Annotated in this window: 23 protein-coding genes; 20 read left to right on the forward strand and 3 right to left on the reverse strand. The window is 44.6% G+C overall.

What is annotated here, in order from left to right:
* Positions 1–130 precede the first annotated feature (130 nt).
* The 8 genes from L6J37_RS01355 (at position 131) to deoD (ending at position 7,795) form a co-directional block, all read left to right on the forward strand.
* On the forward strand, positions 131–328 hold the full coding sequence (locus tag L6J37_RS01355; protein WP_192015691.1) for a hypothetical protein: 198 nt from the start codon (positions 131–133) through the stop codon (positions 326–328).
* Positions 312–1,121 (forward strand): TatD family hydrolase, encoded by an 810-nt coding sequence (locus L6J37_RS01360; RefSeq protein ID WP_330872726.1) that lies wholly within the window; start codon positions 312–314, stop codon positions 1,119–1,121. Before L6J37_RS01355 ends, L6J37_RS01360 begins: the two co-directional genes overlap by 17 nt.
* A 212-nt stretch (positions 1,122–1,333) precedes the next feature.
* Positions 1,334–2,623 carry a NupC/NupG family nucleoside CNT transporter gene (locus L6J37_RS01365; protein ID WP_237793858.1) on the forward strand — a complete coding sequence of 430 codons (1,290 nt, stop codon included), beginning with the start codon at positions 1,334–1,336 and terminating at the stop codon, positions 2,621–2,623.
* 293 nt (positions 2,624–2,916) lie between these two features.
* Entirely contained in the window at positions 2,917–3,087 is a 171-nt protein-coding gene (locus L6J37_RS01370) for a XapX domain-containing protein (RefSeq protein ID WP_192015622.1), read from the forward strand.
* 383 nt (positions 3,088–3,470) lie between these two features.
* A complete protein-coding gene (gene deoC / locus L6J37_RS01375; RefSeq protein WP_192015623.1) occupies positions 3,471–4,244 on the forward strand; it encodes a deoxyribose-phosphate aldolase in 774 nt (257 codons plus the stop codon).
* 172 nt (positions 4,245–4,416) lie between these two features.
* Positions 4,417–5,748, forward strand: a complete 1,332-nt coding sequence (gene deoA / locus L6J37_RS01380; protein WP_192015624.1) for a thymidine phosphorylase — start codon at positions 4,417–4,419, stop codon at positions 5,746–5,748.
* A gap of 12 nt (positions 5,749–5,760) precedes the next feature.
* Positions 5,761–6,981, forward strand: a complete 1,221-nt coding sequence (deoB, locus tag L6J37_RS01385) for a phosphopentomutase (RefSeq protein WP_192015685.1) — start codon at positions 5,761–5,763, stop codon at positions 6,979–6,981.
* A 91-nt stretch (positions 6,982–7,072) separates the two neighbouring features.
* A complete protein-coding gene (deoD, locus tag L6J37_RS01390) occupies positions 7,073–7,795 on the forward strand; it encodes a purine-nucleoside phosphorylase (RefSeq protein WP_192015625.1) in 723 nt (240 codons plus the stop codon).
* 155 nt (positions 7,796–7,950) lie between these two features.
* Here the strand turns inward: deoD and L6J37_RS01395 are convergent, their stop codons facing one another.
* On the reverse strand, positions 7,951–8,568 hold the full coding sequence (locus L6J37_RS01395) for a YtjB family periplasmic protein (protein ID WP_192015626.1): 618 nt from the start codon (positions 8,566–8,568) through the stop codon (positions 7,951–7,953).
* 113 nt (positions 8,569–8,681) lie between these two features.
* On the opposite strand from L6J37_RS01395, the gene serB reads away from it, so the two are divergent.
* The 4 genes from serB (at position 8,682) to L6J37_RS01415 (ending at position 12,165) form a co-directional block, all read left to right on the forward strand.
* A complete protein-coding gene (gene serB, locus L6J37_RS01400) occupies positions 8,682–9,632 on the forward strand; it encodes a phosphoserine phosphatase (RefSeq protein ID WP_192015627.1) in 951 nt (316 codons plus the stop codon).
* A gap of 455 nt (positions 9,633–10,087) precedes the next feature.
* The gene (locus tag L6J37_RS01405; RefSeq protein WP_237793859.1) at positions 10,088–10,591 is read left to right on the forward strand and encodes a YgjV family protein; all 504 of its coding nucleotides are present in this window, start codon (positions 10,088–10,090) and stop codon (positions 10,589–10,591) included.
* A gap of 43 nt (positions 10,592–10,634) precedes the next feature.
* Positions 10,635–11,129, forward strand: coding sequence for a GNAT family N-acetyltransferase (locus tag L6J37_RS01410; RefSeq protein WP_237793860.1), 495 nt, complete (start codon positions 10,635–10,637; stop codon positions 11,127–11,129).
* Between the two features lie 115 nt (positions 11,130–11,244).
* Positions 11,245–12,165, forward strand: a complete 921-nt coding sequence (locus L6J37_RS01415; protein WP_330872727.1) for a PhzF family phenazine biosynthesis protein — start codon at positions 11,245–11,247, stop codon at positions 12,163–12,165.
* Positions 12,166–12,267: 102 nt separating this feature from the next.
* On the opposite strand, the gene L6J37_RS01420 is transcribed toward L6J37_RS01415, so the two are convergent.
* A complete protein-coding gene (locus tag L6J37_RS01420; protein ID WP_237793861.1) occupies positions 12,268–13,176 on the reverse strand; it encodes a LysR family transcriptional regulator in 909 nt (302 codons plus the stop codon).
* 95 nt (positions 13,177–13,271) lie between these two features.
* Here L6J37_RS01420 and L6J37_RS01425 point away from each other — a divergent pair, with 95 nt between their 5' ends.
* On the forward strand, positions 13,272–13,472 hold the full coding sequence (locus tag L6J37_RS01425) for a hypothetical protein (RefSeq protein ID WP_237794038.1): 201 nt from the start codon (positions 13,272–13,274) through the stop codon (positions 13,470–13,472).
* A gap of 55 nt (positions 13,473–13,527) precedes the next feature.
* Here the strand turns inward: L6J37_RS01425 and L6J37_RS01430 are convergent, their stop codons facing one another.
* Positions 13,528–13,755, reverse strand: a complete 228-nt coding sequence (locus tag L6J37_RS01430) for a DUF6444 domain-containing protein (protein ID WP_442956991.1) — start codon at positions 13,753–13,755, stop codon at positions 13,528–13,530.
* Positions 13,756–14,387: 632 nt separating this feature from the next.
* On the opposite strand from L6J37_RS01430, the gene L6J37_RS01435 reads away from it, so the two are divergent.
* The 7 genes from L6J37_RS01435 to L6J37_RS01465 all read left to right on the forward strand — a co-directional run bounded on the left by L6J37_RS01435 (position 14,388) and on the right by L6J37_RS01465 (position 21,906).
* Positions 14,388–15,134 carry an iron-containing redox enzyme family protein gene (locus L6J37_RS01435; protein WP_237793863.1) on the forward strand — a complete coding sequence of 249 codons (747 nt, stop codon included), beginning with the start codon at positions 14,388–14,390 and terminating at the stop codon, positions 15,132–15,134.
* Positions 15,135–15,359: 225 nt separating this feature from the next.
* Positions 15,360–16,592 carry an MFS transporter gene (locus L6J37_RS01440; protein WP_237793864.1) on the forward strand — a complete coding sequence of 411 codons (1,233 nt, stop codon included), beginning with the start codon at positions 15,360–15,362 and terminating at the stop codon, positions 16,590–16,592.
* Between the two features lie 14 nt (positions 16,593–16,606).
* Entirely contained in the window at positions 16,607–16,891 is a 285-nt protein-coding gene (locus L6J37_RS01445) for a 2Fe-2S iron-sulfur cluster-binding protein (RefSeq protein WP_237793865.1), read from the forward strand.
* Between the two features lie 12 nt (positions 16,892–16,903).
* Entirely contained in the window at positions 16,904–18,193 is a 1,290-nt protein-coding gene (locus L6J37_RS01450; protein WP_237793866.1) for an ATP-grasp domain-containing protein, read from the forward strand.
* The gene (locus tag L6J37_RS01455) at positions 18,186–19,463 is read left to right on the forward strand and encodes an ATP-grasp domain-containing protein (protein ID WP_237793867.1); all 1,278 of its coding nucleotides are present in this window, start codon (positions 18,186–18,188) and stop codon (positions 19,461–19,463) included. Before L6J37_RS01450 ends, L6J37_RS01455 begins: the two co-directional genes overlap by 8 nt.
* Positions 19,460–20,689 carry an ATP-grasp domain-containing protein gene (locus L6J37_RS01460; RefSeq protein WP_237793868.1) on the forward strand — a complete coding sequence of 410 codons (1,230 nt, stop codon included), beginning with the start codon at positions 19,460–19,462 and terminating at the stop codon, positions 20,687–20,689. Before L6J37_RS01455 ends, L6J37_RS01460 begins: the two co-directional genes overlap by 4 nt.
* A gap of 59 nt (positions 20,690–20,748) precedes the next feature.
* Positions 20,749–21,906 (forward strand): FAD-dependent oxidoreductase, encoded by a 1,158-nt coding sequence (locus L6J37_RS01465; protein WP_237793869.1) that lies wholly within the window; start codon positions 20,749–20,751, stop codon positions 21,904–21,906.
* The last annotated feature ends 13 nt before the right edge of the window (positions 21,907–21,919 follow it).

The following is a 21,919-nucleotide window of genomic DNA, read 5'->3' on the forward strand; positions in this document are numbered from 1 at the left end:
TTCGGTTGGCATCATGTCTCTTCGCTCGCTTGATGTCACGCAGCTCAGGAATGATACTGTTCAGTATTCAAACTATTCCTGACATAATCATGCAGGCTGTCTGAATCTGAACTGCAAGGAGGAGAGCACTGTGTTAACTCTGATCCGCCGTTGGCTGGCTCACTATGATGCCTGGTGCGAGCGTATGGGCTTTGTGCCGGAAAACCGGCGCTGCTGTGCGCCCGTCCGCTATGATGAAGACGATGCCCGTCATCCGGCGCAGCGCGCTGCTAGGACAAGAGCGTGTCAGTCAGTGAAAAAGGATACCTCAGGTGCAGCTGATCGATAGTCACTGCCATTTCGATTTTCCGCCGTTTGCCGGTGATCCAGAGTCCTATCTGGCACAAGCCGGGCAGGCTGGCGTCAGCCATATCGTGATCCCATCGGTGGGGGCGCGAAACTGGCAGCCCATTCAGACACTGTGTGCCCGCACGGCATCCCCTGCACAGCCGGCACTCTTCTATGCGCTGGGCATGCACCCGTATTTTGCTTCCGAGCATGATGCCGACACACTGAGCCAGCTTGAGAACAGGCTGAAAAAGGTCAGTCAGGAGGCGGGCAACCGCTGTGTGGCTGTCGGGGAGTGCGGGCTGGATTTTGCTATCCCGAATGCAGACAGACAGCAGCAAAAGGGCTGGCTGATCAGGCAACTGGAATTAGCCAATCAATTTAACCTGCCGGTGATATTTCACTGCCGGAAAGCTTTCCCTGAACTGATGCAATGCCTGAAATCTTGCCCGCCAATTCGGGGAGGGGTTTATCATGCATTCAGTGGTAGTTTGCAGCAAGCGTCTCAACTTCTTGATCTAGGTATCAAAATTGGCGTCGGTGGTACGATCACCTATCGCAGAGCGAACAAAACTCGAACTACAATGACTCAGTTACCTCTCGATGCGATGTTACTGGAAACCGATGCGCCAGATATGCCGTTGGCCGGTTACCAGGGAGAGCCGAATCAGCCGGACAGAGTGGCGTTAGTGCTGGCGGCTCTGGCTGAACTGAGGTCAGAATCATTGGCGGCACTTGCTGCTGCTACTAGCAAAAATGCAGAAGTTTTGTTTGCACTGCCTTCTCAAACTTGATGATTTTGACATTTCTCTGGCTTTTCTTTATCCATCAGGCGGTGACTTGGTGTGACCTCTATCACACTTGATGTTCATCTTTCACTCGGTTTCCAATCAAAGTGTGATGTGTGCATTACATGCTGTAAGTTGCCATGCGTATAATGCGCCCGACTCTTGAGAGAGCCGAATTGTCGAGACGCCAAAATTTAACTATAGGGATGCCATAAACTATGAGCGTGTTTATGAGCCTGGTTGGGATGGTTGTACTGCTGCTTGTGGCTGTGCTGCTGTCTGATAACCGTAAAGCTATTAACTTACGTACTGTGGGTGGCGCGTTTGCCATTCAATTCTTCTTCGGCGCATTTGTACTGTATGTGCCGGTAGGCCGTGATGTGCTGTATGGTGCGTCGCAATTCGTTGCCAATGTGATCGGTTACGGTGATCAGGGGATTTCTTTCCTGTTTGGCGGTCTGGTATCAGGCAAGATGTTTGAAGTCTTCGGTGGTGGCGGTTTCGTTTTCGCCCTGAAAGTGTTGCCGGTTATCGTGTTCTTCTCTGCACTGATCAGCGTACTGTACTATCTGGGTATCATGCAGTTTGTGATTAACATTCTGGGTGGCGCACTGCAAAAAGCGCTGGGAACGTCCCGTGCCGAATCCATGTCTGCAACAGCTAACATTTTCGTGGGTCAAACTGAAGCACCACTGGTTGTGCGTCCGTTTGTACCTAAGATGACTCAGTCTGAGCTGTTCGCTGTGATGTGTGGTGGTCTGGCGTCTGTTGCCGGTGGTGTACTGGCCGGTTATGCCTCTATGGGTGTACCGCTGGAATACCTGATTGCAGCCTCTTTCATGGCGGCACCGGGTGGCCTGTTATTTGCCAAAATCATCAAACCTGAAACAGAAACGCCTGTGGATCAATTGGGCGTTGATAAAGATGATGAAGGTCACGATGACAAGCCTGCTAACGTCATTGACGCAGCGGCTGCGGGTGCCTCTTCCGGTATGCAACTGGCACTGAACGTCGGTGCGATGCTGCTGGCATTCATCGGTCTGATTGCCCTGATCAACGGTATTCTGGGCGGTATCGGTGACTGGTTCGGTATGCCTGAACTGACGCTGGAACTGATCCTGGGTTATGTCTTCCAGCCGCTGGCTTTCCTGATTGGTGTGCCTTGGAATGAAGCACAGGTTGCCGGTTCTTTCATCGGTCAGAAAATAGTCGTGAACGAGTTCGTGGCTTACCTGAACTTCACGCCGTACCTGAAAGATGTGGCTGATGGTGGTCTGCTGGTTGCTGAAACTGGTGTAGCGATGACTGAGAAGACCAAAGCGATCATTTCTTTCGCACTGTGTGGTTTCGCAAACCTGTCTTCTATCGCTATCCTGCTGGGTGGTCTGGGCGGTCTGGCACCAAGCCGTCGTCACGACATTGCCCGCTTCGGTATGAAAGCCGTTGCCGCAGGTACGCTGTCTAACCTGATGTCTGCAACGATTGCAGGTCTGTTCCTGTCACTGTAATTCAGTCAGAAACCGTCAGATTGAAAACGCCACAGCCTAGCTGTGGCGTTTTTTTTCGCCTTGCATTTTCTTTGCCGCTGACATTGGCGGCAGTCAACAGAATCAGTAACTATCTGAATCATTTTCAGTAAAAGCCGGTAAAAACCGTCAATTGACTCTTCCTTCACTCAGGCGGTACGCGCATGCTTAAGGGGTCAGCAGACACTTGGTTTTCTGCGGTCTACACTCTGTGAGTATTTCCAGACCGGATTGCATCGCACTCCCAGTCTGGTATCAACGACTGGAGTGATAGCATGCATGACGTGATAGTGGCTTTACTGGCAGGTGTGATAGTTGGGCTGATGTTTTCCGCGCTTAAACTGCCGATTCCGGCTCCCCCTGTGTTATCCGGGGTGATGGGCATTGTCGGTGTGTATATCGGCGGGCAGCTGTATCAATGGCTGATTGAACGTTTCTTTTCCTGAACAAGGTTCAGAATTGATCCGGACGGATAGATGACGATAGCCGCGTGCTGAATCAACACATTATCCACCCTGGGAAACGTCTATTGTATGGTTTGCCTCTGAGCTCCTTGGTAAAATGGCTGCGTTGAATCGCAGGTTGATGATATCTGCGTGTAAGTATCCTGATAATTCTGTGAATTAGGATGCAAAAATGAATGGCTGGCAAGGTGATGCCACCTTGCGCGGTGAAAAGGACGTCGATCGGGCACGCTGTAAAGGGCCTGAGTCTTCATGGAATCAAGTCCGCTTCTGTTTCTCTGAGGCTACAATCGGCAGAGTTACTACTGTCTGAGTGGGCAAAGTGAACAGAACACTTGGTAGAACATAATCGACTGGAGAAAGTCATGAGCGATTTAAAAACGGCTGCACTGCGTGCGTTAAAACTGATGGACCTGACCACACTGAACGATGACGATACCGATGCGAAAGTGATCGAACTGTGTAAGAACGCGAAAACCCCTGTCGGAAATACCGCGGCGATTTGTATTTATCCGCGTTTTATTCCGGTTGCTAAAAAGCAGCTGCGCGAGCAGGGCACGCCGGATGTTCGTATTGCTACAGTGACCAACTTCCCGCACGGCAACGATGACATTGACATTGCCGTTGCTGAAACCAAAGCGGCCGTTGCTTACGGTGCAGATGAAGTGGATGTGGTGTTCCCGTACCGCGCCCTGATTGCCGGTAACGAGGAAGTGGGCTTTGAGCTGGTTAAACAGTGTAAAGCCGCCTGCGGTGACATTCTGCTGAAAGTGATTATTGAAACCGGTGAGCTCAAAGAGCCGGCACTGATCCGCAAAGCCTCTGAAATTTCTATCAAAGCCGGTGCGGATTTCATCAAGACCTCAACAGGCAAAGTACCAGTGAACGCAACGCCTGAAGCGGCAGAGATTATGTTGACGGTAATCAAAGACATGGGCGTACAGAACAGCGTAGGCTTTAAGCCTGCCGGTGGTGTACGTACCGCTGAAGACGCACAGCAGTTCCTGGCGATGGCTGATCGTATTCTGGGTGCCGACTGGGCAGACAGCGCACACTATCGTTTTGGTGCATCCAGCTTGCTGGCAAACCTGCTCAATACGCTGGGTGAAGGCGAGAAAGCCGCAGAAGGCGGTTACTGATACCACAGGTATCGGTTGACCGATTCTGAACCTGATCTGTGGCAGCCGGCTCAACGGGCTGCCACAGGAAACTGCCAAATAAAGGGAAAGACCGCGCCTGTCTGCTCGTGCTGCTGACGCTGTTTGGTCTGCCGGGCGTTATTGTCTCTCCCCAGCCATGTCGAGGCATCCTATGTATTTACCTCAGGAAATTATCCGCAAGAAGCGCGATAACATCGCACTCACCCAAGACGAAATTAACTTCTTTATTCAGGGCATCGCCAAAGACACTGTGTCTGAGGGCCAGATCGCAGCTTTCGCGATGGCGGTGTACTTCAACGACATGACCATGAATGAGCGGGTTGCACTGACCTGTGCCATGCGCGACTCAGGCATGGTGCTGAACTGGGATCACATGAACTTTGGCGGCCCGATTGTCGACAAACACTCCACCGGCGGTGTGGGTGATGTGACCTCACTGATGCTCGGCCCCATGGTCGCCGCCTGTGGCGGTTTCGTGCCTATGATTTCAGGTCGTGGTCTGGGCCATACCGGCGGCACGCTGGATAAACTGGAATCCATTCCGGGCTATAACATCATGCCGTCGAACGAGGTGTTCGGTCAGGTTACCAAAAGTGCAGGCGTGGCCATTATCGGTCAGACCGGTGATCTTGCACCGGCTGATAAGCGAGTGTATGCCACCCGCGATATTACCGCCACGGTTGATAATATCTCACTGATCACTGCCTCTATTCTGTCGAAGAAGCTGGCCGCAGGTCTGGAATCGCTGGTGATGGACGTCAAAGTGGGTTCAGGCGCTTTCATGCCTACTTATGAGGCTTCGGAAGAACTGGCGAAATCCATTGTGGCCGTGGCCAACGGTGCCGGCACCAAAACCACCGCCTTACTGACCGACATGAACCAGATACTGGCTTCCAGTGCCGGTAACGCAGTAGAAGTGCGCGAAGCCGTCCAGTTCCTGACCGGCGAATACCGCAATCCGCGCTTGTTTGAAGTCACTATGGCGCTGTGTGCAGACATGCTGCTGAACGCAGGCCTGGCCAAAGACGAAGGCGAAGCCCGCGCTAAGTTGCAAGCGGTGCTGGACAACGGCGCAGCGGCAGAGCGGTTCGGCAAAATGGTGCACGGCCTGGGTGGTCCGGCTGATTTTGTTGAAAACTATAATAATTATCTGGCGAATGCAGAGATCATCAAACCTGTGTTTGCTGAAACCAGCGGCTTTGCCGGGGCGATGGATACCCGCGCACTGGGCATGGCCGTGGTGAGCATGGGCGGTGGCCGGAAAGTGGCTTCTGACAGTATTGATTATGCGGTGGGTCTGACTGACATGATACGTCTGGGTCAGACGCTTGATAAGCAGACCCCGCTGGCCGTTATCCATGCCCGCAATGAAGCACAATGGCAGGACGCTGCGAATGCTGTTCGTCAGGCTGTCACAGTCACTGAGCAGGCACCGGCGGCGACACCAGAGGTATACCGTCGCATCCGTGCTGAAGATGTCTAAATTGGAGCAATGATGAAAAGAGCAATTATCCTGGTACTCGATTCTTTTGGCTTGGGTGCCACTGAAGATGCGGTCAAATTCGGCGATGTGGGTGCGAACACCATGGGCCATATTGCCAAAGCCTGTGCTGAAGGCCGTGCCGACAATGCCGAACGCAGCGGTTTGCTGAACCTGCCAAACCTGACCCGACTGGGTCTGGGTAAGGCAGCGGAAGAGTCCTGCGGTGAATTCCCGCAAGGCTTAGATCCTGTGGCTGAGATCACCGGCGCCTACGGTCACGCTGCTGAGATCTCATCTGGCAAAGACACCCCGTCTGGCCACTGGGAAATCGCCGGTGTGCCGGTATTGTTCGACTGGGGTTACTTCAGCGACACCAGCAACAGTTTCCCGCAGGAGCTGCTGGATCGCATTGTCGAACGTGCACAACTGCCGGGATACCTGGGTAATTGCCATGCTTCCGGTACTCAGGTACTGGACGATCTGGGTGAGGAGCATATGAAAACCGGCAAGCCGATTTTCTATACCTCGGCAGATTCTGTGTTCCAGATTGCCTGCCATGAAGAGACTTATGGCCTAGATAACCTGATGACGCTGTGCGAGATCGTGCGCGAAGAGCTTGAAGACTACAATATCGGCCGCGTGATTGCCCGTCCGTTTATCGGCGCAGGTAAAGGCCAGTTCGAACGTACCGGTAACCGCCGTGATCTGTCTCTTGAGCCACCGTCAGCCACTGTGCTGCAAAAACTGGTGGAAGAGAAGCAAGGTGACGTGGTGTCTGTCGGTAAGATTGCCGATATTTATGCCCATTGCGGTATCACCCAGAAAGTGAAAGCGACCGGGCTGGAAGCTCTGTTTGATGCCACCCTGGCACAAATGGAAAACGCCGGTGACAACACCATAGTGTTCACTAACTTTGTCGATTTCGATTCCGCCTACGGCCACCGCCGCGATGTGGCCGGTTATGCCGCCGCGCTGGAATATTTTGACCGTCGCCTGCCTGAGCTGCTGTCGCAGCTGAAAGAAGACGATGTGCTGATCATCACGGCCGATCACGGTTGTGATCCAACCTGGCCGGGCACAGACCATACCCGTGAGCACATTCCTGTGCTGGTGAGTGGTCCTAAGATCCCGGCTGGCTCACTGGGTCGCCGCGACACCTTTGCTGATATCGGCCAGAGTCTGGCGAGCTACTTCGGTACCTCGGCAATGGATTACGGCAAATCTTTTCTGTAACCGCACTGCAGTGTGGTGAGGTTTGACGCTGAATGCGCCACTGCCTCATCCATAATGGATGAGGCACTCAACAAATTTAAGGAGCGAACAGATGGCTACTCCACATATTAACGCTGAAATGGGTGATTTTGCCGACGTGGTTCTGATGCCGGGCGACCCATTGCGTGCCAAGTTCATCGCAGACACTTTCCTGGAAGAGGTGAAAGAAGTCTGTAATGTGCGCAATATGTACGGTTACACCGGCACATACAAAGGTCGCAAGATCTCTGTTATGGGCCACGGTATGGGCATTCCATCCTGTTCTATCTATGCCACTGAGCTGGTCAAAGACTTCGGCGTGAAGAAAATCATCCGTGTCGGCAGCTGTGGTGCCGTGCGTGATGACGTCAATCTGCGCGATGTGGTGATCGGCATGGGAGCCTCGACCGACTCTAAAGTGAACCGCATCCGTTTTGGTGGTCACGATTTTGCGGCCATTGCTGATTTTGGCATGGTAAAAAATGCCGTGGATGCCGCCAAAGCCAAAGGTATTGAAGTCAAAGTCGGCAACCTGTTCTCAGCCGACTTGTTCTACAACCCGGATTTCGACTTCTTCAAGACCATGGATAAGTACGGTATTCTGGGTGTGGAAATGGAAGCGGCAGGGATTTACGGTGTGGCGGCGGAATTCGGTGCCAAAGCCCTGACCATATGTACTGTGTCTGACCACATTCTGCGTGGCGAAGCGACGACTTCTGATGAGCGTCAGACCACGTTTTTAGAGATGATGGAAATCGCCCTGGAATCTGTCCTGCTGGGTGATAAAGACGCCTGAGTTTGAGTCTACGCTTGTGGAGACAGGCGGACGCGCAAAAGAGGCTTCGGCCTCTGACTCAAAGCAAAAGACGACCGCATGGTCGTCTTTTTTTTGCTCATACCACGTGGGACAATGCAGCTCTGCAAGCGCTTTCGCCGTATCGGAAAGAATAGCTAATCCTTGGCGTTGGCCGTCAGCAGGAAGGGGAAATGCCACACGTCTTTTCGGCGCCCGAAGGTATAAGCCAGAATAAAACCGATGAACAGTGCAACCAGCAGCATGCCCCGCACCGTGTTTGTCATAGTGTCGATTTGATCCGCGGCGTGCTGGACCAGTTTGCCGTGTTCCAGCGTCAGGCGGATAAAGCCGACCACTTGCCCCTCATCGGTCATCACAGGCTGAACCAGTTGCTGGCGGCCGATACTGGCAGTAGAAAGAGGGGTGGTCAGGCCGGACACCTGCTCAAGCGGCATCGCATCTTCGGTTTGCGCCAGCGGAACACCTTCAAGATCATAAATACTGGCGTCCAGTATCAGGGGTTCATCGGAAATACGGTTGACCAGATCCTGCAGCTTGTCCTGCTGTTTGTCGAGAATATCGCCAGCTGCTGTGCTGGCCGCCTGACGGGCGATAATGCGAGACAGCGACTGCGTCTGCTCACTCAGCATGTTGAAGTTGTTCTGATTCAGCCGGGCGCCGTACTCCAGCATGGTAATCAAGCCGGCAAAACTAACGGCTAATACCAGAAACTGCCAGATACGCTGCATGCGTACAGTTTTGAACTTAAACATAGTCGTGACTTCTTCGATAAGGCTAACTGAGCAATATTGGGACTTGCCCTGACAAATTGCAATAGGGTACTTTGAAGGGAGTTGAATACGCCTTTACAGGGATGTGATATACAGTGCTGACCATAAAAAAACATACTTCGCTTCATACCCGCTTTCCAGACTGTGTTGCCAGCAGTAATCTGGATGTTAAACACGTGGCTTCAGTGATTTACAGTAAATCTCTGACCACAGATCGTATCGATCGTCTTGAAACCCAGACTGGTGAGAGCCTGTCGCCGGTGGCCGCCTGGAAGGTGGGCGAGTACGATGTGCTGCTGCTGACCAATCCCTTGTCCGACACCCTGATCAGTGCGCTGGACGCCAATAAGATTGATTACGCCCATTATAAAGACTTGCCGGATTTGTCCGAGCCGGGTCTGGTGGTGTTTGATATGGACTCCACGGCGATTCAAATCGAATGTATTGATGAAATTGCCAAACTGGCCGGTGTCGGTGAGCAGGTGGCGGAAGTGACTGAGCGAGCCATGCAGGGGGAGCTGGATTTTGAACAGAGCCTGCGCCAGCGCGTCGGCACACTCAAAGGCGCCAGTGCTGACATTCTGCTGCAAGTTCGCAACCAGCTGCCTCTGATGCCGGAAATGCGCGATTTGGTGATGGCGCTGCACCATTATGGCTGGAAAACCGCGATTGCTTCCGGCGGCTTTACCTATTTCTCTGATTATCTCAAAGACGAGCTGAACCTGACTCACGCCCAGTCCAACCAGTTGGAAATCGTTGACGGTAAACTAACCGGTCAGGTACTCGGCAGCGTGGTTGATGCACAAACCAAGGCCGATATCCTGCGCGAGCTGGCAGAAGAATACGATATCGCCAGGCACAACACGGTTGCGGTCGGTGACGGCGCCAATGATCTGGTGATGATGGCCGCTGCCGGGCTGGGTATCGCTTACCATGCCAAACCCAAAGTGGTAGCAGCCGCACCAGCCGCCGTCCGCTACGCCGATCTCGGCGGCGTGCTGTGTATTCTTTCCGCTTCACTCTGGCCGCAGAAAATCGGCTGGTAGGTGATTCTGAAACAATGGAAAAAGCGAAATCGGTCGGTTTCGCTTTTTTCGGCTATCAGCAATGCTGTTTGTTTGTAGACTCAATGATCACGGTCACGATGCAGAAGCAAAATCGCTTACTGGTTGGCTGATTTGATCCGGACGAAGTGTGTTGAAGGGCGGGTATAAGTAGCGCAACTTGCGACGGCATCCTTGAGATCGTTTTTGGCGCCCGTACCTAAAGGAACACAGTGGGATATTGGCCAGAATCGGGAGGTTTTTTGCATTATTGATTTTGAATCAAAGTCTTGCCTTGGTTTACTCACTGCGGATACTGAAGTTATGATTTGGCTGAATCAATGCCATAGACGGATTGTGACATGGTGGTCTTCGGCGATTTGTAGTCAGACTAACCTAGTATGGCAAAGCCTGATGAGAGGCAGTCCATGTCATTCGTTATATTTACAGGAGGTTTAGTGACACCATTTTTTCTATCTCAAGTCTTAGTTGCTGTGGCTATTTGCTTTGATTTGATGTCATTCCAATTCAAAGACAGGCGAAAAATTGTAACTTGTCTGTTCTTCGCTGGAACGTTGATTTCCAGTCATTTTATTCTGCTTGAGCAATGGACTGCAGCAAGTCTAATGGTTATCGCTACCATTCGATATTTGGTGAGCGTATTTTCCACTTCGCCAAAGCTCAAATATCTATTCTGCACTGCATCAGTTATCTCGACTGTTGTAACCTACTCTGGGTTAGCCAGTATAATTAGTTGTTTTGCATCCATTTTTCAATCGATCGCTGCGTTTAATAAAGATGACCGTCGTTTAAGAGAGTTTATGATTGTCGGTACAGCTCTTTGGCTTATACATAATTATGTTGTAGGCTCACCAACCGCCGTCTTGATGGAAGTTCTCTTTATTTTTAGTAACTTAATTGGCTATTATCGCTACTACTATAAAAGCTCGGCAGCAGTATAAAATAACAAATGCTTCAGAGGGGCAGTAGCAGGCAAGAGGAAATGTGGAAGTATCTCTCAAACAAATAGACCTGGGTTCGCGTAATATATTGGAGAATCTTTTCTCTTATTATGTCTATGATATGTCAGAGTTTATGGGGTGGGGGCCAAATTCAGAAGGATTGTATGCGTTCAATTCTGAGACTTTGGATTCGTACTGGAAAGAAGCTAGTCATGTGCCTTACTTTATTTATGTTGATAAGGAAATTGCTGGCTTTGCATTAGTTCGAAATTATTCGATTGAACCAGAGATTTTTGATATTGAGCAGTATTTCGTATTGCGTAAGTTCAAAGGAAAGGGGGTTGGTAAAAAGGCGCTTTTAGCGGTTGTAGCTAATCATCCAGGTAAGTGGCAAATTCGTGTTCTAAAGGAAAATGCAGCGGCATTGAAGTTTTGGGTTTCAGCGGTCAAAAATATAGTAGGCAGCCGTTACGACGTTTCATTGGACATCGATGTGGATTTAGAAATGTACTTCATACGCTTTGAGGCAGTCAGTTAATAAGGCTACATGGACTCCCCGGTACTCTTTGAGCAGACAAAGAGTGCCGGGCGCGCATCAAACAATGCCGAGAAGAACACCAAACTCAAGCGCGACATAGGTTCCACAAGAATGGATGTCTTTTTATAAAGGTTTTGTGGAACAACATTTTACGGAGAAATTAAAATCGATGAAAATTGACGCTTATTTGGTTAATTCCTTTACTGCCAATACCACCGGCGGAAATCCTGCCGGCGTAGTGCTGCATGCAGATAATCTTTCTGACGAAGAAAAACTAAACATCGCCAAAGCCGTTGGTTATTCAGAAACGGCGTTTGTATCCCAAGACGATGAAGCCGATTTTGAGCTGTCTTTTTTTACCACAACGGATGAAGTGGACTTCTGCGGTCATGCCACCTTAGCTGCATTTGCAACAATGTATCAAAAAGGGATCGTAACCGATGGGCAATATATTCAGAGGACTAAAGCAGGTTTACTTGCCGTCACTATAGAACCTGATGGTCATATCGTTATGGCGCAGAAATTACCTGAATACCTTGGGGTGTTTGATTGTGAGGCGATATCAGCGTTAATTGGTATTGACTCGACAGTTCTGGCGTCAAGCGGGTTACCTGTCGAGGTTATTTCAACAGGCTTGCCAGATATGATTGTTCCCGTGCCATTGGGGTATCTGGATAGAATCCAGGTAAATGAAGATTTACTCAGTGATTTTTGCAGAGAACATGATCTTGTCAGTCTCCATGCTTTTGAACTGTGCGACAAAGACCGCGGGCTGACAGCGAGTTGTCGGAACTTTGCTCCTTTGTTTGGCATCCCGGAAGAATCCGCAACCGGCAGTGCCAGCGGCGCTTTAGCCTGCTATTTATCCAAGCACCTTGGTAGCGAATATTCGGAAGGTTTTACTTTCGAGCAAGGAAGGGCAATGGACTGTGTGTCAATCATTACCGCGTCAGTTGAGTCGAACGAACAGGGGATTAGCAAGGTACTGGTCGGCGGTTTTGCTCATGAGATTGGGTTGCAGCAGGTCTTCTTATAACAATGTACTTAAATGGACAATGACCTTCCTCTGTTCTCAACAGTATAAAATGATATGAAAAATGTAGACCTGCATCTCAGCAAACGGGAGCACCCCTGCTCGTCATGTACCTGCTTCCTGATCACCCCAGTGGGATATGAGCGCCTCGCGAAACACAGTCAGTTTGGCCGAGTATTGCCGTGATGGCGGGTAGAGTAAAGTCAGCGGCTGAGGAGGCGGTGCATTGTGGCTGAGTACTTCCTGTAAGCGTCCGTCGGCGAGATATGGCCGAACGAAGAAAGTCAGTAACTGTACAATACCGGTGCCGGAGACAGCGGCTTCAACCAAAGGGTCGCCGTGATCAAGAATCAGATTCCCACCCACATCCATGCTGATGGGTTTTCCGTTATCTGTAAACCGCCATGGGTTAACCAGCCCGTTTGAAGATAAACGAACTCTCAGGCAGTTATGTTGCGATAACTCGTTGATATACTTTGGGACGCCACGTCTGGCAAGGTATTTAGCAGAGGCCACTGTGACCCAATTGGCTGGCGATAAGCGCCTGGCTATTACTCGGGCATCGGCAACGGGGCCGCTGCGAATGACCGCATCAAATCCCTCATCAATAATGTCGACTATTCGATCGGTCAAAACCAGTTCGATGTTCAACTGGGGATGGGATTCCAGTAACTCACTGACGATCGGAATCAGGATAGCCCGTCCAAATGCGGAAGGTGCACTGACTTTCAGCGTGCCTTTGGGGGCGTTGCCATGATGCTGCATTTCATGCTGAGCATCAGAAAGTCCGGAGATTAATGGGCGGACGCGAAACAGAAATAATTCACCGTCTGCGGTCAGACTCAGGCTGCGGGTATTGCGGTGCAACAATTTAACACCCAACTGTGCTTCCAGTCTGCTTATCGCTCTGGAAATACCCGATTGCGTGATACCTAGCTGCGTGGCTGCAACGGTGAAGCTTTGGTTGTCGGCCACCTTAATGAATTGCCTGATGGCATTGAGATCAGCATTCATGATTTAAGTCATTAGTGAAATGATTTCAAAGTGTTTATCGATCATATGTCATAAATGATACTGGGTGAATCTCAAACGTCATTTGGAATGAATTTATGCGATCTCCTCTACCTTCAGGGATTTACCTTCTTAGTCTCGGTATCTTTATCATGATTTCCTGCGAGTTGCAGGTGCTGGGTTTTATGCCTGCGCTGGCAGCAGATCTGGGGGTTTCAATTGCTGAGGTCGGTTATCTGGTTTCAGCTTTTGCTGCCAGTATGGCCATTGGCGGCCCAATCCTTGCTGTCGTGAGGTAAATATTGCTCAACGAGGAGTCGCTCGTCATGCTTTTGACGTTCGCGGCGATGACCTTTATGCCCTTGCTGAGCGCCTTGCTTTTTTGTCGATTTTCTCCGAGTGGGGGGACGTATTCCTGGCCTTGTTGGCAAAATTGTCTTTAGAGGGAGGCACGGAAGAATTACGACTACTTTGATTGAGTCGGTCTTCAAGTTCAGCAATTTTGTTCCTGAGGAAGCTGATTATCTCTCTCGCCTGCTCGGGCGTATCAAAATTAGGAACAGGAAGCATTTTCTTTGTCATGCCACTAACATGACAGCTGGGGAGGATCGTTCAAGGTGAAATGCGGATCAAGTTAACACGGTCACAAAAAATGCGTGTCGATATGCACCCGGTGAAATGTTGCAAAAACATTTCAGGCCTGATCATTACTCAATCGCAAGTAATGTAATATTCAAAAAAAGATCACAATAAAAATTAGATCAAAGTCACAAATGTACACCAAAGGATTTAAAGAATGATTTAGAATATTAACCTAGATTTACATTAGATGTGAGGATATAACACCAAAATTCAAAAAGAAATGAGAATCAATATCAAAACAATGTGAGGTATAGTGCGTATTAATATGATCGCATATAAATTCAATTGATTTCATATGGTTATGATAATTTCCCCACCCCTAGTTCTGCCTAATTAGCCGTAAAAAGTAAGATAATGAGTGATTCTTGTGTAAGCCAGCTAATGATGGGCATAATAATTTTCTGCCAAACTCTTATTTACAAATAGGAAATAAATCAAAATCTTATCGTTGACAATATTTATCATTAATAATATCTTTTGGTCGTTTAAACAACAGTCTTAATAATTTCTGTTGTGTGAAAAATTAAAGCCAACAAAGTTCAATTATCAAATAATTTTAATACAAAGGAAGTATGATGAACAGAGTTAATCATATTGGGTTCGATCACCCTAAAAGTTTTTTAGATTCAGAGGAAAGTTTAGAAGTTAAAAATAAAATTGACACCTACATTGATAAAAAAATGGCAGAGTGGGATGAAAAAGTCGTTCATGCGAAACACTTATATGAGCCAGGTGTTGATACTGCTTATTACAAACGCCATATGATTGAGCATGTTTGGCGTATTCGAATGAGCCGCACTGTTCAAGCAAAAGCTCTTCATCAAATTGCTAAAATATCTCCAGAAGCAGCTCAATTATATGCTCGCTACCAAGATGAAGAAATGCTTCATGACATTCTTTTTAAGAATGATGCACTTGCAATCGGTGTCACTGAAGAAGAAATTAAGTCGACTGAACCAATGTTCAGCACACGCTTATTAACCGGGTTTAAATATTTTATTGTTGAACATGAAAACCCACTGGGTGCGGTTGCCTACAGTTACCTGGTTGAGTATGTAACGGCTAAAATCACACCAGATCAAGTCAATAACTTACAATCCGAACTTGGTTCAGAAAAAATAAAAGGTCAAGTTGCGCACATTAATACGGACCTAAGCCATGACCATTCCGGTGATATGTGGGAAATTGTTAAAGCATTAATTTTCTGTGAAGAAGATATTGATTCATTCATGAAGTATATCGATGAAATTCAAGACCTTCTTGCTATGTATTACACCGAACTATATGAAAAAACGGTCGGTTTAAATAAAGCGGCATAAATTATAATGAGACATGTTAGCAATCGAGAACATGTCTCAATTATTTTTATGCAATGGAATGAAGGTTCCAATAGTACTCTAAAATATAATACGATTTTTTATATTTATTTACTACCAAATGTTACATCCCTATCCTGACAAAGTAACTTGAAGTAAGTAACACATAAATGAAATTGATATAAAGCCATGACTCCTCACTTGTGAAAACACTCTATAGGATAATTTATGTTTAGATTACTATTCGTTAATTTAAACTTCTCGCGCTTTGTCTTGGGAAGATTCTTCACGCTATGTGCAGATCAGATTCTATTATTTGCTATACCTCTTATTGTATACAGAAATACAGGAAGTATCACACAAAGCGGTATCGTGTTTTTTTTAGAATGGCTACCACGTGTGATCTCACTTCCCGTTTCAGGAATTTTGGCTGATCGATTTGGTGGTCGATTACTATCTATTATTTCAGACTTTATGCGAGGAATAAGTTGTCTTGTTGTCGCATTACTGTTAACGATTCATAATGAATATAGCTTCTATATTCTAAGTGCACTTGCAATAGTCAGTTCATTTTTTCAAGCTCAGTCATTGATAGCAATAGAGTCACTTGTTCCTAATATCTTTGGCTCCTCAAAGCTCATTCAAGTTCAATCTTTACTTCAGGCTATTATACAGCTTTCAATGATTGCTGGGCCGATCGTTTGCGCTTCAATGCTTTTGATTATAGATAAAAATGGATTACTATTTCTAGCATCATGCATTTATATTGTATGTTTTTTAAATACAATATTCTTGCAATTTGACAATCCAGTTTATGATAAAGAACATGGAGTATCATTCATAAAAAAAATACAACTATCTGTATCACTTATTTTTAATCAGCATAAGCTTCGGTATCTTACGCTTGAGTCGATGGCTGTAAACCTTTTATTTGGGGTTTTAATGGGGCAAGCCTCTATTATCTCAATATCCGCTTTTAATGTGACAGACCAAGAGTTTAGCTTAGTTCAATTAAGTCTGGGTATCGCAACAATTTCTGCTTTGTCATTTAGTGGTAAAGTCTTTGAGAAGTGGGAAGGAGTTAATATTTGTATGACATCTATTATACTCATTTTCTCTGGGTGCATCGTCGTTGCACTATCAAAGTCTTTTTCTGTATTTATTTTCGGGTATGCCGTGATGATGGCCGCTTTATCTTTCTTCAATGTATATATGAGAGCAGAACGAGTAAAACTTATACCTGAAGGCGACAGAGGAAAAGTCATTTCTGTAATGGTCATGCTTAACCAAATCCCACTTCCTTTATCTGGAATTCTTATCTCTCTATATGCGGAATCACTTGGCCCACAAAACTTGTTATTAACATCAGTTTTATCAATCAGTATTTTAAATATTTTACTCTTCTCTTTATATCGTTCTAAGAGGAAATTGAAAATCAAAGAATATACAAATCAAAATTGATCATGGAGTTAGATATGCCAACTATAAAATTCAAAGGATGTGGGGATTCAATACACTTAGCTGAAAATAGCAATCTTACTGAGCTTGATAACTCTTCACAGCAAGAGCTCATGTTTGGTTGTCGGGCAGCTGCATGTGGCTCTTGTGCTATTAATGTTTTAGAAGGAATTGAAAACTTGAATTCAAAAAATGCAAAAGAAAATCATTTGCTCGATATGTTATGTATGAATGGCGACACACATCGCCTGGCTTGCCAATGTAAGATTCATGGAAACATAACAATTGAGTCTTTGAGCTAAGAGAGAATCATTATGAAAGGGATTATTGCGCTGGTACATGGTGGTAAGTCATTTATCAACCAAATAAAATATACCTGTGATAAATTAAATCTTGAACTTTACGTGATTTCATCAAAAATAGCTGATCCTAGTATTTTAGAAAATATGAAATCAAAGTGCTCTGATCACAGAGTTGTCGAGAGCTCTGACTTAAATGAAGAACAGTGTTTATCATTCCTCCATCATCTGATTGAGGATGGAAAAAATCCAGTCGCATGTATCAGTGTTTGGGAGAACTACCGTTCACTCATGGCTGTCACCAATGGAAAAATTGGCAATCATGATATGCCATCCTATCAAGTATCATTCTTGAGGGATAAATATCTTCTTCGTAAAAAACTAAATGACTCAAATTTAAGCACTGTGGAGACTATTGTTTTAGACTCTTCTGTTTTTAATAATATAAAAGAAGAAGGTAAACAAAAGTTCATTAAACCACGCCAAGGAATAGCATCTTTCGGAGCATTTAAATTAAAAAACAACACCCAGTGGGAACAAATTGTTAACATATCAGATCAAATAAAAAATGATGAAATTTATCAGTCAAGCTTTACTGAAGAAATACAATTTATTGCTGAAGATTATATCCCTGGAACTGAATACTGCTTCGAAATAATAAATAATAGTAAAAATTGCCACATTATAGCAATACACGAAAAATTAGAAGTCGGTGAACTGAACGGGACAACACTAGAGAATGTAAGTATTACGCCACCGGTTTCTTTGAGTAAAGAGCAAATAAAATCAGCAAATCATTGGGTTTCATTGATATTTGCATCACTTGAATTAGGAGATGGTTGCTTCCATCTAGAAGCAAAATGTTCAGCTGACTCCTGGGAAATCATAGAAATCAACCCAAGAATTGGTGGCGCATTCATCAATGAAAGCGTTGCTAATCATTCAGGATATTCTTTATTAGAACTTTGGATCAGTTCTCTGATTGATTATAACTGTAAAGAATTTGAGGGATTATTAAACTCATTAAATCCTGAATCTGAGTGTTTTTTTGAACGAAGAAAAGGATCATTTTTCAGAGTTTTCTTTGCTGAGCCAAGTAAATCAATAAAAAAAATAAAATTCAACTCAAATTTTTCACCTATTCAAAAGGCAATATTTATGCAGGAGGGACAGGAAACTCCTGATGCAAGCCGTGAACTATTTATGGCGCAAGCCCTATGGTCTTGGGATATATCCAAAGAAGCTCATCAAATAAAAAATACGGTCTACGAAACACAATCAGCCTTAGAGGTAGATTATGAGTAAGTTTTTTTTAATCGTTGGGTGTGCACATAGTAGAGTCCCAGATCTGGAACAAATTTGTCTGTATGTTAAACAAGCATATCAGTTAAAAACAATTTTACTGGCAAAAAAACCAAAAGATAATGCTTATAATATCTGTGATGTGGTCTTTGACATGAATCTCACAGATGAAAACTTCTTGGAGAGTGCATTATCAAATATTTCAGAGTACCCAATTAAGGGAGGTTTGCTTTTTTCTGATGAGTCTATTAAAAACGGGCCTTCATTATTTAAAAATCTTGGTATTTTATGTGACGAGCAAGAACTAGGTCGAAATGCATACTCTAAGCTTTCATTCCGAAAACATGAAGAAAAATATCTATCCACTTATGGAACAGACGATATATTCCGACCTTGCTATAAGGAAGTCACTTCTTTTTCAGACGTCTTAAATTTTGCAAAGGATAATCCAGAAGGATTTATCCTTAAGCCCGTCAGTGAGGCCGCAAGCCGGGGAGTCCTGAAGCTAAATATTTCATCTGATTTAGAAAAATCATTTAAAGAATTAGAATGCTATGCCCATGGCGGTTTGATCTGTGAAACTTTAATACCTTTCAACAGGGAGTTCTCCTTTGATGGTTTTTCAACATTTTCTTTTCTCACTGAGAAAATAGTCTCTTCTGGTCAATATCCAGTTGAAATTGGTCAGGTTTTACCTGCTGATATCAGTGTTGAAGAAGCTAGCCGAATTAAGAGCCATGGCATAATCATGAACTCATTAACTGGGCAAAAAATTGGTGCATTTCATAATGAAATCGGTTATATCGATTCAACTCACCAAACAGCAAGTATTGAAGCCAACCGCCGGCCAGGAGGTATGGGTATTTGGAATCTTGCAGAAAAAGTTTATGGCCATAATTTATATCAGTTACTCGTTGATGCGGCCATGGGAAAAAACCTCAGCGATATTTTATTTGAACCCCAAGGGAAAGCAATTACTTGTATGCTAGGTTCAGCTGAGGATTTGATCGATGATTTAGAGCCTCATATTGATTTAATAAATAAAGAATTTGAAATAAATATTATCGATAATATTGAGATTTTATCATTCCGTTGGATTAATACCCAACCTCAGGGTGTACCTTTGATTCCTAAAAGCAATCATGATTTTATCGCAGAAGTCTATGTATATTCTTCAAAATCAACCTTACCCACTAAATTAATGTTTTCAGCAGTCCAAAACGCCTGGAATAAGTCTTTGCACATTGTAAAGAAAAGGAAATTAATCGCATGAATAACCCTTTATCAATTCTTATTTTACATCGAGTTCCATTTGAGAATGTTGGCTATGACAATGTTATCGATCATCAATTTCATAACGTTACTTATATCGGATTAAGCAGTGCTATAAACAGTATACCTCCACAGATTCATTGTTCTCGTGTCATCATTGAAAGCACAGACGATTTAGTTGAAAAATCTGTTAACTTGTGCAAGGAAGAGAATAAAAAGTTTGACCATGTTATTGCAGTTTCAGAATATCAATTATATGACGCTGCTAACATTCGTCACACTTTAAATATACCTGGTCCCAAGATGCAAGAAGTGAAGAAAGTAAGGGACAAGGTCATTATGAAGAAAAGTATTGAGAGTGCCGGACTTGATACACCTAAGTTTTCAGAATTAACAGATGTTATATTTGGAAAAGAAAAGTTTTGTGCTGATATAAAGTTAATTTTAAAACCTAAAGATGGCGCATCTAGTGAAAATGTCATTGCTTTTGACAATATTGACTCTCTTTTAAGTTCAATTCACAGAAAAGAGACAGGTATTGAATTACTTGATAAGCATCATGCTTATGAAAAGTTTGAAGTTGAAGAGTTTATCACTGGATCCATTATCCATATCGATGGCATTGTAGAAAATTCACTCATCAGTGAATTAATAGTTAGTCGATATGAAGGAACATGTTTAGCTTTTGCAGAAGGCCAAGCATTTGGATCCTATCAAATTGACATGGAAGAGAAGTTTCACGTCTGGGCACAGTCTGTTATTCATGCATTAAATATAAAATCTGGTGCATTCCATTTGGAAGGATTCGAATCGGGAGGTAGATTGGTATTTTTAGAAATTGGCCATCGAGCAGGTGGTGCCAATGTAGTTAAAACATTTGAACTCGCAACTGGTATCAATTTACATCAGGCAAATATCGCAACACAACTTGACTTACCGATAAAAATAAAATCAGTTCAGGCCGGAAAAAACTATGGGTGGTTTGTATTCCCTGGCCACCATTATCCCTGGACTCATTGTCGTCTTTCTGGACATGAAAAGCATTGTATTGATGAAAGAATGTTAGAGTGGAATCAATTGATGCCTAAACAACAATTGACCAAAAATATAACATATCAAAAGAAGGAAGTTCCCGCAGCAGGCATTATTCATGGTAATAATACCTTAGAAGTACAACAATTTATGCAACTTGTTCTTAATGAAGTTAAAGTTTTAGAGTATTTATAATAATTGGCGATTAAATTTATTTTTGAATACTGATTACTTTTAAATAAATGAGGCAATGCATGAATAGGGAATTTGATTTAATTATTGTGGGAACCGGACTGGCTGGCTATGGACTTGTTGAACAAATAAGACAAGTTGAATCTAATCTGTCTATATTCATGTTAACACAGGATGATGGAAGTTTTTATTCAAAACCTATTTTATCTACTGGATTTAGCAATAACTTAGAACCTTCATCAATTATTGATTATACAGCCGAGGAAATGGCTGAAAAACTAAACATTGAGATTAAAACCTTTGTTAAATCAGATTCAATAAATACCAAAGAAAAATTAATTTCAGCAGGTGGTTATGTATATCGATATAAGAAACTTGTCCTTGCTCAAGGTGCATTGCCAGTTCATCTGGAGTGGCCTGTCAATGTACAACCATCTGTTTTCTACATCAATAACCTCTCTGAATATCAAGACTTTAGAGAAAGTTTGAAAAAAAATAACAAAATTGCTCTTGTTGGTTCAGGCCTGGTTGGAATGGAATATGCGAATGACCTTGCTGCAAGCGGTATGCAAGTTCATGTGATTTCTGTAGATAACTACCCATTGGAAAAACTAATTCCAGATAAGCTAGGAAATGCTTTAAAAGCGTGCTTAGAAAAAATAAATGTTAATTTTCACTTAGATACAAAGATCACTGACTCATATGTAAAAACTAATGGTGAAATCAGTATAACTACTGAGAACGGTGAACAGATTGACGTTGACATCATTTTATCTGCAGCAGGATTAAGGCCAAACATTCAATTAGCAAAATCGGCTGAATTAAACATTGGGTATGGCATTAAAGTAAACTCAACACTACAAACAAGTGATGAAAGCATATATGCAATTGGAGATTGTGCTGAGATAAATGGTGATGTCCGCATGTTCTTGATACCTATAAATTTAAGTATTAAGTCATTAGCCAATACTCTGACAAATAGTTATGGTTTGAGTGATGAAGTCAATTTTCCACTTCTTCCTGTTTTAGTGAAAACCTCAGCATGTCCCATCTTCTGTGTACCACCTCCGGTAAATGTTCAAGGAAATTGGAAAATTGACGGTGAAGAGAACAATCTTAAGGGTTGTTTTTTTGATAATGAAAATAATTTAAAAGGTTTTGCCTTAATGGGAAGTCGAATCAGAGAACGTGTCTCTCTGATTAAAGAATGCAATCAATAAATCCTTTTAATAA

The organism is Photobacterium sp. WH77 (assembly GCF_022014395.1).
GTDB lineage: Bacteria > Pseudomonadota > Gammaproteobacteria > Enterobacterales > Vibrionaceae > Photobacterium > Photobacterium arenosum.

Excerpts from the sequence above, each read along its gene's own strand:
- L6J37_RS01450 (WP_237793866.1), top strand. The coding sequence starts at position 16,904 with ATGAAAGGGATTATTGCGCTGGTACATGGTGGTAAGTCATTTATCAAC.
- L6J37_RS01455 (WP_237793867.1), top strand. The coding sequence starts at position 18,186 with ATGAGTAAGTTTTTTTTAATCGTTGGGTGTGCACATAGTAGAGTCCCA.
- L6J37_RS01415 (WP_330872727.1), top strand. The coding sequence starts at position 11,245 with ATGTCTTTTTATAAAGGTTTTGTGGAACAACATTTTACGGAGAAATTA.
- L6J37_RS01445 (WP_237793865.1), top strand. The coding sequence starts at position 16,607 with ATGCCAACTATAAAATTCAAAGGATGTGGGGATTCAATACACTTAGCT.
- L6J37_RS01370 (WP_192015622.1), top strand. The coding sequence starts at position 2,917 with ATGCATGACGTGATAGTGGCTTTACTGGCAGGTGTGATAGTTGGGCTG.
- L6J37_RS01430 (WP_442956991.1), bottom strand. The coding sequence starts at position 13,755 with ATGACAAAGAAAATGCTTCCTGTTCCTAATTTTGATACGCCCGAGCAG.
- L6J37_RS01425 (WP_237794038.1), top strand. The coding sequence starts at position 13,272 with ATGCGATCTCCTCTACCTTCAGGGATTTACCTTCTTAGTCTCGGTATC.
- L6J37_RS01395 (WP_192015626.1), bottom strand. The coding sequence starts at position 8,568 with ATGTTTAAGTTCAAAACTGTACGCATGCAGCGTATCTGGCAGTTTCTG.
- deoD (WP_192015625.1), top strand. The coding sequence starts at position 7,073 with ATGGCTACTCCACATATTAACGCTGAAATGGGTGATTTTGCCGACGTG.
- L6J37_RS01465 (WP_237793869.1), top strand. The coding sequence starts at position 20,749 with ATGAATAGGGAATTTGATTTAATTATTGTGGGAACCGGACTGGCTGGC.
- L6J37_RS01440 (WP_237793864.1), top strand. The coding sequence starts at position 15,360 with ATGTTTAGATTACTATTCGTTAATTTAAACTTCTCGCGCTTTGTCTTG.
- deoC (WP_192015623.1), top strand. The coding sequence starts at position 3,471 with ATGAGCGATTTAAAAACGGCTGCACTGCGTGCGTTAAAACTGATGGAC.
- deoA (WP_192015624.1), top strand. The coding sequence starts at position 4,417 with ATGTATTTACCTCAGGAAATTATCCGCAAGAAGCGCGATAACATCGCA.
- L6J37_RS01365 (WP_237793858.1), top strand. The coding sequence starts at position 1,334 with ATGAGCGTGTTTATGAGCCTGGTTGGGATGGTTGTACTGCTGCTTGTG.
- deoB (WP_192015685.1), top strand. The coding sequence starts at position 5,761 with ATGAAAAGAGCAATTATCCTGGTACTCGATTCTTTTGGCTTGGGTGCC.
- L6J37_RS01460 (WP_237793868.1), top strand. The coding sequence starts at position 19,460 with ATGAATAACCCTTTATCAATTCTTATTTTACATCGAGTTCCATTTGAG.
- L6J37_RS01435 (WP_237793863.1), top strand. The coding sequence starts at position 14,388 with ATGATGAACAGAGTTAATCATATTGGGTTCGATCACCCTAAAAGTTTT.
- L6J37_RS01420 (WP_237793861.1), bottom strand. The coding sequence starts at position 13,176 with ATGAATGCTGATCTCAATGCCATCAGGCAATTCATTAAGGTGGCCGAC.